Here is a 13615-nt window from a genome sequence, read left to right as displayed (position 1 = left end):
CGTGGCGTGCTTAGGGTCGAGCCAGGTACGCCGTTGCTCCGTGATCGCCGAGAGCGGCCCGGATGTCCGCGACGTCGCCCGACTGGACGGCGGCGAACAGTCGCTCGTGCCGCAGCACGCCGTTCGAGGCCTGAGCCACCTCGGCCTCCCGCAGCATGTTCACCGCCATGTACAGCTGGATGCGGACCAGAATCGACTCGTACATCCCGGCCAGCTGATGGTTGCCGCCCAGCCGGACCACCTCGACGTGGAAACGCCGGTGCGCGTTGGCCAGCTCGAGCCGGTCGTCGTCGGCGGTCGCCTGCCGCATCACGTCCAGCGCGGCCCGGAGCGCGGTCAGGTCGGCCGAGGCCGCGATCGACGTCACCGCGTGCCGCTCGAGCACGTCACGCACCTCGTAGAGCTCACGCACGTCGTCGTCGGAAAGGGTCGCCACCCGGGCGCCGCGACGCGGGATGTGCTCGACCAGCCCCTGCTGGGCCAGCAGCCGCATCGCCTCGCGCAGCGGGGCGCGGCTGATGCCCAGCCGCTTGGTGAGCTGCTCCTCGACCAGACGCTGGCCCGGGTCGATGCGCCCGCTCAGGATGTCGCGCCGCAGGGTCTCCATGGTGAGCTCGACCAGGCTGTACGTCTCCAGCTCCTCGCCGCTCACCCCGGCAAGTGTGCCAGCCGCCCGCGGGTCAGGACTCGGCGGGCCGGTCGGCCTCGTCGTCTGCTTCGCGCGTGGCCCGGCCCCGCCTGCTCGGCCACAGTGCCACCGCGATCATCACGACGCCCACCACGATGAGCGCGGTCCACACCCAGGTCATGGCTCCGCAGAGTAGCGCCCGGCCCGGCACCTTTCGAGGCCTTGGCCGGGCGCTTCTGGTCACTCGCTGAAGTTCTTCCCGGTCTCCAGCAGCGTCTTGAGGTCGCTGAGGATCCAGGCCCAGCCGCCGCCGGCCGCGCCGTCCTCGGTGCCGGCCACCATCGCGGCGGTCGCCGGGGCGCCGACGAGTTCGTGGGTCACGGTCAGTTTGCAGACCCCGGGCTGGGTCTTGGAGTCCTCGATCTCGTACGTGAGCCGGGTGAACGGCTCGGCGGCGGTGGTCGGGTCCATGAGCATCCGCCAGGTCTGCACCAGCCTGCGCGGCGGATCCGACTCGAGCACCTCGCCGTCGACGATCGTGTCGGGCACGGTGAACCCGTTGGCCTTCCCGAACTCGTGCATCTCCTTGGTCGCCGACGTGGTGAAGGAGCCACCCGGCTTGAGCTGGTAGTCGACCGGCGCGGAGTATGCGTAGCGCGAGGTCCACTCCGGCTCGGTGATCGCGGCCCAGATCTTCTCGGGCGTCGTCTTGATCCACACGCGGTAGACCTGGGTCGTCTCTGCGGTCATGACTCTTCCTCCTGCTCCAGGGCGTTCTTGAGGTCGATCAGCGTGGTCGCGTGGTGCTCGGTGTACTTGTCGATCCAGCGGTCGTGAATCAGGCGAATCGGGACAGGATTGAGAAAATGGAGTTTCTCCCGTCCCGAGCGCCGCGCGACGACGAGACCCGCCTCTTCGAGGATCTTCAGGTGCTTGGCGACGCCGAAGCGTGACATCTCCAGCTCGGACTCCAGCTCGGTGAGCGTGCGGCCGTCACGCGCGAACAGCAGATCGAGCAGGAAGCGACGGCTCGCGTCGGCCAGAGCCTTGAAGACCCGGTCGTCGTCCGTCATGACACCAAGTTATGAGACCTTTTGGTCACGTGTCAAGGCTGACTTCGGTCCCGGGCGTGCAGGGATGGCCGGCCGCGTGACCAGAGACGATCAGCGGCGGCGGCGGCGGACCAGGCGGCGCAGCTGGACGATGCGGGCCGCAGCCACCGCCATCGCGATGATCGCGCCGCCGACCCCGGCGACCAGCAGGGCGAGCGCGGTCGGGATGACCCCGTCCATCCACAGGAAGCGGATCCGCACGCCGGCCGTGTTCTGCGCGATGAAGACGATCAGCAGGATCACGACCACGACGCCGGCCCACACCCCGGTCCACGCCGCGCTGATGCGCGTCGACATCCGCGGCGCCGTCCGGGCAGGCGGCACCGGCGGCGTGGTGGTCCCCGGCGCCGGGATCGGCTCCACCTCAGTGGTGGGGATCGAAGCGGGGTCCCGATAGACCGACGCATCGGCCGGCAGCGACTCCGACGTCGACCGTGGGTCACCCGGCGGCCGGGAATCCTCCGGCGGCCGGTTGTCGGCTGGCGTGGTCATGGCCCTCGATTTCCCTCGGTGACCGACTCTCAACCCTGCGGAGCGTGTGCTCTCCGCACACGCGAGTGCAGCAGATCGTCGGATTTAAGGAGAGCCTAATGGACCGGCATCGAAACCGGACGTTATGTTGGCCGCCGGACACACTGGAACCTTCAATTTTCGGAAGTGCTCCACAACATGCCGGTCCTCGCGACCTACCGGCGGCGGAGTTCTTCCCTTTCGTCGGTGCATGACGGCGCAGCGCCGGGTGGCGGCCCGGCGCTGCGTCCTGCCGGCCTTTTCGAATCAGTCCCGCGGAAGCCCGCCGCGGTCTTAGTTTCGAGACGTGGGTCAACCACCAAGCCCGCCGGCGCCCTTAGCGCCCGCAGTGCGTAAACCGCGCCTTTCCGGTCCCGAGCAAGCTGCGGTCAGCATCGCAGCCGGAGTACTCAGCCTGTGGACCCCGTTCACCCTGGTCATCGCCGTGATCCTCAGCAACCTCCCGGCCTGCACAGGCGGCTCCCCCGCCGCGATCTGCACACGACCAGGCGGCCCCTGGTCAGCCACCATAGGCGCACTGCTCGGCCTGCTCACGGTAGTCACCGGCTGCTGGATCTATCCCCGCCGTCACCACAACGTGTTCGCACTGGCCGGCCTGACAACGGCAGCCGCCGGCGTGTTGATCACCCTGACCTTGGCAAACGGCGCCTCCACACCGTGAGCGCGACCACCCTCCCGGCGTACTCTCTGAAAAAAGCGCCGATCGACCCGCGGGGTTCCTTGCCATGGTCACGCTCTATCCGGCCCAAGCAGCGTCAATCGCGCTCCTGCTGGCGGCCCTGGCCTCAGACTTCTGGGTCCTGACCGACGCCCGCACCCGCGCAAAGCAAGGCAGGCCAGCCGAGGCAAACATAGGCAACCTCAGGCTCAACACGCCGGAGGCCTGGTTCGTGGCTTGCGTAGCCCTGTGGCCCATCTTCCTGCCGCTCTACCTGACGGCAACAGGCCGCAACCCCTTCACCCGCCCGCAACCCTGACTTGACCCCGACCCAACCCGACCGCAAGTAACCGCACCGTGGGGGTCTGGGGGCTCGGCCCTCAGGTAAACATGCGGAACGACGAGGCCCGCGCTTTCCGCGGGCAGGGGAGCGTCAGAGTGGAGCGGGCGACGAGAATCGAACTCGCGTAATCAGTTTGGAAGAACCGCTCGGGTCGTCCTGCTTGATCGGATTCAGTACTGAAAGGGCCCTCAACTCCGGACTCGTTGCGAGCGTTTCCGGCCGGGTCCGCCCTTGGACGGGTGGGTCCGGCGTCGTTCCCCAACAAATTCCCCAACAAGATTGAGTTCGAAACGGCGCCGTTTCAAGGTCGACCCGGTCCACCGGGTCGGCCTGGACCGAGTACGTGCGCAGGGGACCTGGCAGTCGCTTTCGGGGCTTCCCACCTGCCCCGATGAGCGCCTGGACCTGCTGGCCTGGTGTCCAGGCGAGGCCGCGCAGCGCATCGTCGGCCACCCGAATCCGGCGCGTACCGGGCCCGATGCTCGATCGACTCGATCTGCCCGCGGACGACCTTCTAATCGCCGACTTCTCCAGGGTCTTGCGGCAAGATCGAGGACGGTCTCGGCAAGTTCTACGCCCCGCGTTTCTCGCACAGCATCGAGACGGCCGACGAGACCGGCAACGCGTGGGTCTCTATCGTTGTCTCATGGCTGAGCGGCCGTCGATTGGTGACCTTCGGGCGGCGGCTCGCGCGGCGCGCGCAGCTGAGGGCGGGTCCGATCTGGTCCGGCTGCTGCGCCCTCGCACGCTGGGCTTCATCCGTACGCGGGGTCCGATCTGGCTTCAGCTACGGCGAGCCGATCTCGACGGGCGCCTGATCTGGCACGACCCAGGCTCGTACGCGATGCTCAGGCGGCCCGCCGATCGCGCGGTCGAGGGCTCGGGGCGGCTGCTGCGAGTGCTCGACCGGCACTGGAACCTGGCGATCATGGTCGGCGAGTTCCTGATCTTTCTGGTGATGGCGTGTGCTCTCGTCGCGATCCGCCGGGCGATCGGGCCGACCGGGACCTGGCTCGGGCTTGAGATCGTCGAGATCCTCCTGCTCTTTGCGATCTGCGCGGATCAGGTTGTGGCACTGCTCGCGTTCGCCTGGCGGGGCTTGCGGGCGCTGGGCCGCCCGAGGCTACGGGTCGATCAAGTAGCCGCCGGGCAGGCCCCGTTCGAGCAGTGGACGATGGCCCTCTGTCACCACATCGACGCGCATGAGCAGGGCCACTCCCTGCTCGCCGACGTTGCGCGTCGGCTCACCGCCCTCGGCGGCGCCGACGAGGCCTTGGCCTGCCCGCGCGACGGGATCACCACCCGGGACATGCGCGCTCGGGTAGCGGCCTGGGCGGACGACCTCAAGACCGGCCACCCGGATCCCGAACTCAGCGTGCGGGCGCCCAAGCAGTTGCCGGCGCGCAGCCACCGGGTCACCGAGACCGGCGCGTTCTTCTTCCTCTGGCTCGCGGGCGTCGCGGCGGTGGCGTTCGGGATGACGACGAGCGTGGCCGGCTGGGAGCGCGATGCCTGCGCCAGCCGGTGCGCCGGGCGCCCGGTGACGTTCTCGTCGGCACTCGAATGGGTCGGCTACCGGCTGATCTGGCGGCATCCGGACGGGCTCGCCGCCGAGACGTTCTGGTCCCGGAGCACGGGTGTGCTGGCCGGTGTCTTCCTCCCCATGACGATCGCCATGGCCGTTCTGTGTCTGGTCTTCTACTCGCGGTATCGGCGGAAGCTGACCGGCGAATACCGTGAGGCGATGGACGAGGCCCTGCGCCAGGAGCGACTCCTTTTGCTGGTGGCCACGCCGGTCGAGCGGGCCGCCGTGATCGCCCAGGCCAGACGGCACGGTGACGCTGAGGCCGTACTGGAGTTCTCCGAAGGCCACCCGGTCTATCGGCTCGGCCTGATCGGCGGCGTGGACGTGCTGCTCGCCCAGGTCGGCGCGGGCACCACGAGCCCGGTGTCGGCCGCCTACAGCGTGCCGAGGCTCATCGACGAGTGGCGCCCGAGCTACGTGGTCATGGTGGGTATCTGCTTCGGGCTGCACGAGGAACGCCAGCGCCCCGGTGACGTCATCGTGGGCCGTCAGCTCCGGGTGATCAACGTACGGGCGGGCGAGACCGAGGATCGGGACCGCGGTGACGCGGCCACCGCGGGTCACCAGCTGGTCGAGCGGTTGGCGGTCGCCGAATCACCCCCGGGCGTACGTGTTTGGACCGGCGTGCTGCTCTCCTGGGACGTGCTGATCGATTCGTCGGCGCTGCGCGAGGTGCTGAAGGCGCGCTACCCCGATGCCGAGGGCGGCGAGATGGAGGGCGCGGCGGTCTATGCGTCATCGGTCCGGGAGGGCGTCGAGTGGATCGTGGTGAAGGGCATCTGCGACTGGGGCCGCGACAAGACTTCGGGCGCCCAGGAGCTCGCCGCCACGAACGCCGCAACCCTGGTGCTGGACCTCGTCGCGGCGCGAGCATTTGCCGCACCGAAGACCAGGGACCCATGGCCCGGGGCGGCACGGAGGTGAGGATCTGCCGTCGGACGTGGATCGACGGGCTCCTGCCGCCACACCCCCTGCTCGACCACCTTCACGGCGCGCTCGACTCCGGCGTAGAAGGAGTGCGGCGAGGCGAGCAGGATCCGTCGGCCCGGGAGTGACCAGGACCCGAACAGCTGCAACGCGAGGGTTGCTCAAATTGCTGTTGGCCAAGCGGTCTGGCTGCACGAACGTGGAGCGGGCGACGAGAATCGAACTCGCGTAATCAGTTTGGAAGACTGAGGCTCTACCATTGAGCTACGCCCGCGTGTGTTCATAGCTTACTGAATGGTCCGGGCGGGGCGCGCCGCGGGTCCGGTTTGCCGCCAGGTGACTCCAGCGCACGCGTGTGGAAGCGGACCGCATACACTGGCCGTCGCCACGGGGTGTGGCGCAGCTTGGTAGCGCACTCGCTTTGGGAGCGAGGGGCCGTGGGTTCAAATCCCGCCACCCCGACTGTTATCAACTATCCAGTGCAACAAGGAGTACGCCTGTGAAGAGCACCGTCGAGACTCTGAGCCCGACTCGGGTGAAGCTCGCTATCGAGGTGCCGTTCGAGGAGCTCAAGCCGAGCCTGCAGAAGGCGTACCGGGAGATCGGCGCGCAGGTGCAGGTGCCGGGCTTCCGCCGTGGCAAGATCCCGGCCGCTGTGATCGATCAGCGGGTGGGGCGCGGTGCGGTCCTCAACGAAGCCGTCCAAGAGGCGATTCCGCAGCAGATCCTCGCCGCGGTTCAGGAACACGAGGTGAAGACGCTCGGTCGCCCCGAGGTGGAGATCACCGAGTTCGCCGACAATGCGCCTCTGAAGTTCACTGCCGAGGTCGATGTCCGCCCGGAGATTGCCGTTCCCGATCTTTCCACCATCTCGGTCACGGTTCCGGCCGTCGAGATCGGTGACAACGAGATCGACGAGCAGATCAACGGCCTGCGCGAGCGCTTCGCCACCCTCAAGACCGTCGAACGGCCGGCCGCCGAGGGCGACTACGTGCAGCTCGACCTGAAGGCAACGGTCGACGGGGAAGAGGTTCCCGGCGGCTCCGCGACCAACATTTCGCACGAGGTGGGCAGCAAGCAGCTGCTCCCCGGTCTCGACGAGGTCCTGGTGGGCCTGGTCGCGGGTGCCGAGGCCAACTTCACCACTCAGCTCGTGGGCGGCGACTTCGCCGGCCGTGACGCCGAGGTCGAGGTGACGGTCCGCAGCGTCAAGGACAAGCAGCTGCCCGAGGTCGACGACGAGTTCGCCCAGCTGGCGAGCGAGTTCGACACGCTCGAGGAGCTTCGCGGCGACCTGCGGGAGCGGCTGTCCCGGGTCAAGAAGGTCGAGCAGATCTACGCGGCCCGCGACGAGGCGCTCAAGCAGCTCGTCGAGGCGGCCGACATCCCGGCTCCGGAGGGCGTCGTCAAGGACGAGGTCGAGGGCCGCAAGCAGGCGATGACCGACCAGCTGGAGCGGATCGGCGCGAGCCTGCAGGACTACCTGGCCTCGGAGGACAAGACCGAGGAGCAGATCGACCAGGAGCTGACCGAGGCGGCCGAGGAGGGTGTACGCATCCAGCTGCTGCTCGACACGGTCGCCGACGCGGAGGACGTGCAGGTCTCCGACGACGAGTTCGGCCACGAGATCGTGCACCGCGCGCAGCGCGCCCAGATGGACCCGCAGCGCTACTACGACCAGCTGGTGCAGTCGGGCGCGGCGGCCGCGGTCTTCGGCGACGTGCGGCGGGGCAAGGCGCTGGCTTCGGTCATGGAGCAGGTCAAGATGTCGGACACCGAGGGCAACGAGCTCACGCTCGACGACCTCCGCGCCGCCAGCGAGGCCGAGCACGAGGGGCACAACCACTGAACTAGCTGGCTGCGCTTCGCTCCGCGTATGCGATCGCCTTTTAGGCCGGTGTCATGGCCCGCGGTTTCCGAGGCCCGCAAAACCGGCGGGCTTCGGAAACCGCGGGCCATGACACCGGCGGCGATCGCACTACCTGCGAGGGGTCAAGGCCGCTGCGCAGCGTGAGGGCTGTGTGGCGGCTTTCGCTTTTTTGGGGTACGCGGGGAGCCGCGTGCGCTGTCAGCGAACACCCGCCCGAGCGGGAAGCTGACACTCTTTCGACCGGTTAGGTTGGTCGTACGACGGATAATCTGCCGACCGGTTCGCCGGCCGACACAGTCAGCTGTGAAGGGCTGCCATGACCGATCTCCACATTCCCGCGGGCCCTGTGCTACGCGGTGACACCCTGAGTGGCAACCTCGACGACTCGGTCTACAACCGCCTGCTGCGCGAGCGCATCATCTTCCTCGGCAGCGAGGTGACGGACGCCGTGGCGAACCGCATTTGCGCTCAGCTGCTGCTGCTTTCCGCCGAGGACCCCGAGCGCGACATCAACCTGTGGATCAACTCGCCGGGTGGCTCCGTCTACTCCGGCATGGCGATCTACGACACGATGCAGTTCATCGACAACGACGTGCAGACCGTCGCGATGGGCATGGCCGCCTCGATGGGGCAGTTCCTGCTCTGCTCCGGTGCCGCCGGCAAGCGCTTCGCGCTGCCGCACGCGCGGATCATGATGCACCAGCCGTCGGGTGGCATGGGCGGCACGGCCGCCGACATCGCCATCCAGGCCGAGCAGATGCTTTACACCAAGCGCATGTTCCAGGAGCGGATCTCGTTTCACACGGGTCAGTCCCAGGAGCAGATCGAGCAGGACTTCGACCGCGACCGCTGGTTCACCGCGTCGGAGGCGAAGGACTACGGCTTCATCGACAAGGTGATCACCACGGCCGAAGAGGTGCCCGAGGGCGCCGGAACGCTGAACTGAGGAGCTGAACTATGACTGACCTGACCATGCCTCCCGGGTTCGCGCCGGTGCACAACCGCTACGTGCTGCCCTCCTTCGTCGAGCGTTCGTCGAACGGCATGATGAAGGAGACGAACCCCTACAACAAGATGTTCGAGGACCGCATCATCTTCCTCGGCGTCCAGGTGGACGACGCGTCGGCCAACGACGTGATGGCCCAGCTGCTGACGCTGGAGAGCTCGGACCCGGACCGCGACATCCTGATGTACATCAACTCGCCGGGCGGCTCCTTCACCGCCATGACGGCGATCTACGACACCATGCAGTACGTCCGCCCGGACATCTCGACGGTCTGCCTGGGCCAGGCGGCCAGCGCCGCCGCGGTTCTGCTGGCCGGCGGTTCGGCGGGCAAGCGCATGGCGCTGCCCCACTCGCGTGTTCTGATTCACCAGCCGGCCACTGAGGGCGGCTACGGGCAGGGCTCCGACATCGAGATCCAGGCGCGTGAGATTCTGCGCATGCGTACGCAGCTGGAGGAGATGATCGCCCACCACTCCGGTCAGCCGGCCGACAAGGTCCGCAAGGACATCGACCGCGACAAGATCATGACGGCGGAGGAGGCCAAGGAGTACGGCCTCGTCGACGTGGTCCTGGCGACCCGCAAGAAGAGCCTGCAGTCCGTCGGGGCGAGCAGCTAGGAGCGTGGTGTCGGGGGCCGGCCGGGGCAGGGTTAGACTGACCGACCCCTGACACGCCCGTTTTGGGGGGTCGGAGAACTGCCCCTTTGCGGGTAACGTCGAGTCAGCAGCCTCAGTTACGCGGTTCGGCAGACGATGAGATGGCAACGAGGCAATTAGTCCTCGCGTCAGGGGTCGGCATCCGCCGGCCGATGAGCCCAAGGAGTACGTAGGTGGCACGGATCGGCGACGGCGGCGACCTACTGAAGTGCTCCTTCTGTGGGAAGTCTCAGAAGCAGGTCAAAAAGCTCATCGCGGGGCCTGGGGTCTATATCTGCGACGAGTGCATTGACCTCTGCAACGAGATCATCGAAGAAGAGCTGGCCGAGACCGGCGAGGTGAAGTGGGAAGAGCTTCCCAAGCCGATGGAGATCTGCCAGTTCCTCGACCAGTACGTGGTGGGCCAGGAGCAGGCCAAGAAGGCGCTCTCGGTCGCGGTCTACAACCACTACAAGCGCATCCAGGCCGAGTCGTCGGGCGCGCCCGGCGCGGGCAGCGATGTCGAGGTGGCCAAGTCCAACATCATGCTCATCGGCCCCACCGGCTGCGGCAAGACCCACTTGGCGCAGACGCTGGCCCGCATGCTCAACGTGCCGTTCGCAATCGCCGACGCCACCGCCCTCACCGAGGCCGGTTACGTCGGTGAAGACGTCGAAAACATCCTGCTGAAGCTGATCCAGGCGGCGGACTACGACGTCAAGCGCGCCGAGCAGGGCATCATCTACATCGACGAGGTCGACAAGATCGCCCGCAAGAGCGAGAACCCGTCGATCACCCGCGACGTCTCCGGTGAGGGCGTCCAGCAGGCACTGCTCAAGATCCTCGAGGGTACGGTGGCCAACGTGCCGCCCCAGGGCGGCCGCAAGCACCCGCACCAGGAGTTCATCCAGATCGACACGACCAACGTGCTGTTCATCGTCGGCGGTGCGTTCGCCGGCCTGGACCGCATCATCGAGTCGCGGGTCGGGCACGGCGGCGTCGGGTTCGGCGCTCACCTCCGGTCGATCTCGGAGCGCAACACCGACGACATCTTCAGCCGGGTCATGCCGGAAGACATGCTGAAATTCGGGCTGATCCCCGAGTTCATCGGCCGTCTGCCGGTCATCACCACGGTGCGCAACCTCGACCGTGAGGCACTCATCAAGATCCTCACCGAGCCGCGCAACGCCTACGTGAAGCAATACCAGCGCCTGTTCGAGCTCGATGGCGTCGAACTGGAGTTCGACTTCGGCGCACTCGAGGCAATCGCCGACCAGGCCATGCTCCGAGGCACGGGCGCCCGCGGCCTCCGCGCGATCATGGAAGAGGTCCTCCTCTCCGTGATGTACGAGGTGCCGAGCAACCCGGACGCCGCCCGCGTGGTCATCACGCGCGAGGTGGTCCTCGAAAACGTCAACCCGACCATCGTCCCGCGCGAATTCGTCGGCCGTCGCCGGCACCAGCGCGAGGAAAAGTCAGCCTGACCAAGCTTTCAAAGACGCCGCCGCCCCGCCCGGGCGGCGGCGTCTTTTTTCGCGCCAAGCACACAGACGCAACCTCACCGATACCCCTGACCGACGAGTCCCTGCACCAACCGCATCGGCGAGCGTGGCGTTCCTGCCGGGCGGCCGTGCGGCTGTCGTGCCCGCGGTCGTGCCCGGCGGTCGTGCGGGCGGTCGTGCCCGCGGTCGTGCCGGGCGGTCGTGCCCGGCGGTTGTGCGGGTGGTCGTGTCCTGCGGTTGTGCCACGCGGTCGTGTTGGGTGGTTGTGCCGCGCGGGTGTGCCAGGCAGTCGTGCCCGGCGGTCGCGCTGGACGGTCGTGCTAGGTGGTTGCGCCCCGCGGTCGTGCTGGGTGGTTGCGCCGCGCGGGTGTGCCAGGCAGTCGTGCCCGGCGGTCATGCGGGGCGGTCGTGCTCGGCGATCGTGCTGGGCGGTCGCGCTCGGCGGTTGCGCCCCGCCGTTGTGCTCGGCGGTCGTGTTTGGCGGTTGTGCTGGGCGGCTGTGTGAGGGCCGTCGTGTCGCGCGTTGTGCGGCGCCCAGGCGCGGCAGCCCGCCCCTGGGTGGGGTGAGTTGATCTGGTGGGTCTGACAATCTGCTCGTCGCTGTGCACAGTGCGCTGTGCGCCGCCGTTGTCCACAGTCCGTCGCGTGGTGCGGAGTGGCACCGGCTAGTGTGCGAGGCGCGCCTAGCCAATGGGGGGTCGGCTCATGCATCCGTTCCGTGCCGCAATCGAAGCCAGTGACGTGCCGGCGGCCGTCGCGCTCTGTTCTGACGACGTGGAGTTCCGGAGTCCGGTGGCGTTCGCGCCCTACCGCGGTCGCGCGGCCCTTACCACCATCCTCAGCGCGGTGATCGAGGTCTTTCAAGACTTTCGGTACGTGCGGGAGGTTGGCACGGCCACCGACCACGTGCTCGTGTTCCGTGCTCGGGTGGGGGAGAAGGAGCTTGAGGGCGCCGACTTCCTGCACTACTCGGCGGACGGGAAGGTTGACGAGTTCACGGTCATGGTGCGGCCGCTGTCGGCGGCTCAGGCGCTGGCCCAGGAGATGGGTGCCAAACTCGCGGCCGGCGGTGGTCTACGGCCCGGTGTTGCACCCAGCCCGCACTGACGAAGCGGGACTCTTCCACGCCGTACTCAAAAAAGCCTGACCGCCGTAGGCTGCTCTCATGCGTGTTGCGGTGTGCCAGCTGAACTCCCGCGATGATCGGGCGGAAAACCTTCGGGTCGCGCGTGAGCTGCTGGAACGTGCCTCGGCGGCCGGGGCGGACTTGGCTGTGCTGCCGGAATACGTTGACTATCTGGGCCCGGGCAAGACGGCGCCCGACCCGGAGACGGCCGACGGGGAGTTCGGGCGGTTCTTCGCGCGGGCGGCGCGTGAGCTGGGCATCTGGGTGCATGCCGGCTCGTTCCACGAGGCCGGGCCCGATGCCGACCACACTTTCAACACCACGCTGATCTTCGACCCGGGCGGCTCGCTCACCGCGAGCTATCGCAAGATCCATCTGTACGACGTGGAGATAGCGGGACGGGTTTCCTATCAGGAGTCGCGCACCGTGGCACCCGGGTCGGAGACCGTGGTGACGGAGATCGGCGGCGTGCGCACCGGACTGTCCATCTGTTACGACCTCCGGTTCCCCGAGCTGTACCGCCGCCTGGCGGTCGAAGGGGACGCGCGGGTGCTGGTCGTGCCGGCCGCGTTCATGATGCACACCGGGCGCGACCACTGGGAGGTGTTGCTTCGCGCCCGCGCGATCGAAAACCAGTGTTATGTGGTCGCGGCCGGCCAGATCGGTGATCACGAGCCGGGGCGCACGTGTTTCGGTCGCAGCATGGTCATCGACCCGTGGGGGACCGTGATCGCTCAGGCCCCCGACACGATCGGCATCGTGACCGCTGACCTGGACCTTCCTCGCCTGGCCCAGATCCGTGCCGAGCTGCCCAGCCTGGCTAATCGCCGGTTGTAGCGGGCGTCACAGCAGCTGGACGAGGTAGCCGACAACGGCGAGTCCGATGACTGCGCCGCCGGCCAGGAGCATCGCGCCGCCCATGCGGGACGGGCCGCGCATGAGGATCCGGTGACCTGCCACCACGAGCGTGACCAGCACAAGCACGCCGATGACCACTTGCCACAGAGGCATGAGGAGATCGAGCAGCGCGTCGGCGGCGAGCGGGCGGGCGGGGTCCATGCGCCCACTCTGTCACGTTCTTCTGGGGCCTAGCGTCCCTTCCGCGGCCGCGTCAAGCATGGTCATCGATTTGCATCTGCGGTGACCTCTCGCGTAACTTTCTCTCTGCCCGAGGGAAACCCGGACGGAACGCCACGAAGGTGACGGAACGGACGGTTGACTCGCGGGACGTCGGACGCAGCGTTAAGCTGGGGAAGATGCCGGGCGATGCAGGCGGAAACAGGGTTTGCGCCAGCGAGGTCGACCAGGTAGAGTAGCAAAGCCCGCAGGAGCCAGGCGGACTGATCGTTTCGACGATCGTCGGCTGGTCTGCAAGGGCCATCCACGATCTTCCCGCTTTCACGGCGGGGGTTACCGTGGAAAACCGATGTAGTTGCCCCGAGCGTGGGTTCCTTCGCGGAGCTCAGGTTCGGTGTGTGGTTGTTCTTTGAGAACTCAACAGGGTGCTTGATAAGCCAGTGCCAATTAGTTTTATCCCTGGCCGGTTTTTTCGGCTTGGATTCCTTTGGCAACTTATGTTGCCGGGACAGTTTTCCAAGTTTTTGTTGGAGAGTTTGATCCTGGCTCAGGACGAACGCTGGCGGCGTGCTTAACACATGCAAGTCGAGCGGAAAGGCCCTTCGGGGTACTCGA

Annotated in this window: 15 protein-coding genes, 2 tRNA genes and 1 rRNA gene; 11 read left to right on the top strand and 7 right to left on the bottom strand. The window is 67.4% G+C overall.

All coding sequences use genetic code 11. From position 1 onward, the window contains the following. Positions 1-10 precede the first annotated feature (10 nt). The 5 genes from ACIA5C_RS17550 to ACIA5C_RS17530 form a co-directional block, all read right to left on the bottom strand. Positions 11-652 carry a GntR family transcriptional regulator gene (locus ACIA5C_RS17550; RefSeq protein ID WP_396055688.1) on the bottom strand — a complete coding sequence of 214 codons (642 nt, stop codon included), beginning with the start codon at positions 650-652 and terminating at the stop codon, positions 11-13. A 28-nt stretch (positions 653-680) separates the two neighbouring features. Then, a complete protein-coding gene (locus tag ACIA5C_RS17545) occupies positions 681-809 on the bottom strand; it encodes a hypothetical protein (protein ID WP_396055686.1) in 129 nt (42 codons plus the stop codon). Positions 810-868: 59 nt separating this feature from the next. Beyond that, positions 869-1378, bottom strand: coding sequence for an SRPBCC family protein (locus ACIA5C_RS17540; RefSeq protein WP_396055684.1), 510 nt, complete (start codon positions 1376-1378; stop codon positions 869-871). Further along, on the bottom strand, positions 1375-1701 hold the full coding sequence (locus tag ACIA5C_RS17535; protein WP_396055682.1) for an ArsR/SmtB family transcription factor: 327 nt from the start codon (positions 1699-1701) through the stop codon (positions 1375-1377). Before ACIA5C_RS17535 ends, ACIA5C_RS17540 begins: the two co-directional genes overlap by 4 nt. 90 nt (positions 1702-1791) lie before the next feature. Beyond that, entirely contained in the window at positions 1792-2232 is a 441-nt protein-coding gene (locus tag ACIA5C_RS17530; protein ID WP_396055680.1) for a lipopolysaccharide assembly protein LapA domain-containing protein, read from the bottom strand. 367 nt (positions 2233-2599) lie between these two features. Between ACIA5C_RS17530 and ACIA5C_RS17525 the strand changes: the two genes are divergently transcribed. The 3 genes from ACIA5C_RS17525 (at position 2600) to ACIA5C_RS17515 (ending at position 5781) form a co-directional block, all read left to right on the top strand. Next, complete coding sequence (locus ACIA5C_RS17525; protein WP_396055679.1) at positions 2600-2932, top strand: hypothetical protein; 333 nt, start codon at positions 2600-2602, stop codon at positions 2930-2932. A gap of 64 nt (positions 2933-2996) precedes the next feature. Continuing rightward, a complete protein-coding gene (locus ACIA5C_RS17520; protein ID WP_396055678.1) occupies positions 2997-3248 on the top strand; it encodes a hypothetical protein in 252 nt (83 codons plus the stop codon). Positions 3249-3918: 670 nt separating this feature from the next. Further along, a complete protein-coding gene (locus ACIA5C_RS17515) occupies positions 3919-5781 on the top strand; it encodes a hypothetical protein (RefSeq protein ID WP_396055677.1) in 1863 nt (620 codons plus the stop codon). Positions 5782-5984: 203 nt separating this feature from the next. Here the strand turns inward: ACIA5C_RS17515 and ACIA5C_RS17510 are convergent. Next, positions 5985-6058, bottom strand: a tRNA-Gly gene (locus tag ACIA5C_RS17510). Positions 6059-6172: 114 nt separating this feature from the next. Here ACIA5C_RS17510 and ACIA5C_RS17505 point away from each other — a divergent pair. From ACIA5C_RS17505 to ACIA5C_RS17475, 7 genes are all read left to right on the top strand, one after another. Next, positions 6173-6246, top strand: a tRNA-Pro gene (locus ACIA5C_RS17505). A gap of 37 nt (positions 6247-6283) precedes the next feature. After that, on the top strand, positions 6284-7633 hold the full coding sequence (tig, locus tag ACIA5C_RS17500) for a trigger factor (RefSeq protein WP_396055676.1): 1350 nt from the start codon (positions 6284-6286) through the stop codon (positions 7631-7633). A gap of 337 nt (positions 7634-7970) precedes the next feature. Beyond that, a complete protein-coding gene (locus ACIA5C_RS17495) occupies positions 7971-8600 on the top strand; it encodes an ATP-dependent Clp protease proteolytic subunit (RefSeq protein WP_396055674.1) in 630 nt (209 codons plus the stop codon). An 11-nt stretch (positions 8601-8611) separates the two neighbouring features. After that, positions 8612-9277: an ATP-dependent Clp protease proteolytic subunit gene (locus ACIA5C_RS17490; protein WP_396055672.1), complete on the top strand. Its 666-nt coding sequence runs from the start codon at positions 8612-8614 to the stop codon at positions 9275-9277. Positions 9278-9489: 212 nt separating this feature from the next. Continuing rightward, positions 9490-10779: an ATP-dependent Clp protease ATP-binding subunit ClpX gene (clpX, locus tag ACIA5C_RS17485; protein ID WP_396055670.1), complete on the top strand. Its 1290-nt coding sequence runs from the start codon at positions 9490-9492 to the stop codon at positions 10777-10779. Between the two features lie 723 nt (positions 10780-11502). After that, the gene (locus ACIA5C_RS17480) at positions 11503-11904 is read left to right on the top strand and encodes a nuclear transport factor 2 family protein (protein ID WP_396055668.1); all 402 of its coding nucleotides are present in this window, start codon (positions 11503-11505) and stop codon (positions 11902-11904) included. 58 nt (positions 11905-11962) lie between these two features. After that, positions 11963-12760 (top strand): carbon-nitrogen hydrolase family protein, encoded by a 798-nt coding sequence (locus ACIA5C_RS17475; protein WP_396055666.1) that lies wholly within the window; start codon positions 11963-11965, stop codon positions 12758-12760. Positions 12761-12766: 6 nt separating this feature from the next. Here ACIA5C_RS17475 and ACIA5C_RS17470 read toward each other — a convergent pair whose 3' ends face one another. Further along, positions 12767-12982 carry a hypothetical protein gene (locus ACIA5C_RS17470; protein ID WP_396055664.1) on the bottom strand — a complete coding sequence of 72 codons (216 nt, stop codon included), beginning with the start codon at positions 12980-12982 and terminating at the stop codon, positions 12767-12769. A gap of 542 nt (positions 12983-13524) precedes the next feature. Here ACIA5C_RS17470 and ACIA5C_RS17465 point away from each other — a divergent pair. Then, positions 13525-13615, top strand: a 16S ribosomal RNA gene (locus ACIA5C_RS17465); the annotation flags it as partial.

This window comes from Actinoplanes sp. NPDC051343 (genome assembly GCF_044455125.1).
Classification (GTDB): Bacteria; Actinomycetota; Actinomycetes; order Mycobacteriales; family Micromonosporaceae; genus Actinoplanes.
This window is presented reverse-complemented; position numbering and strand designations above follow the sequence as displayed.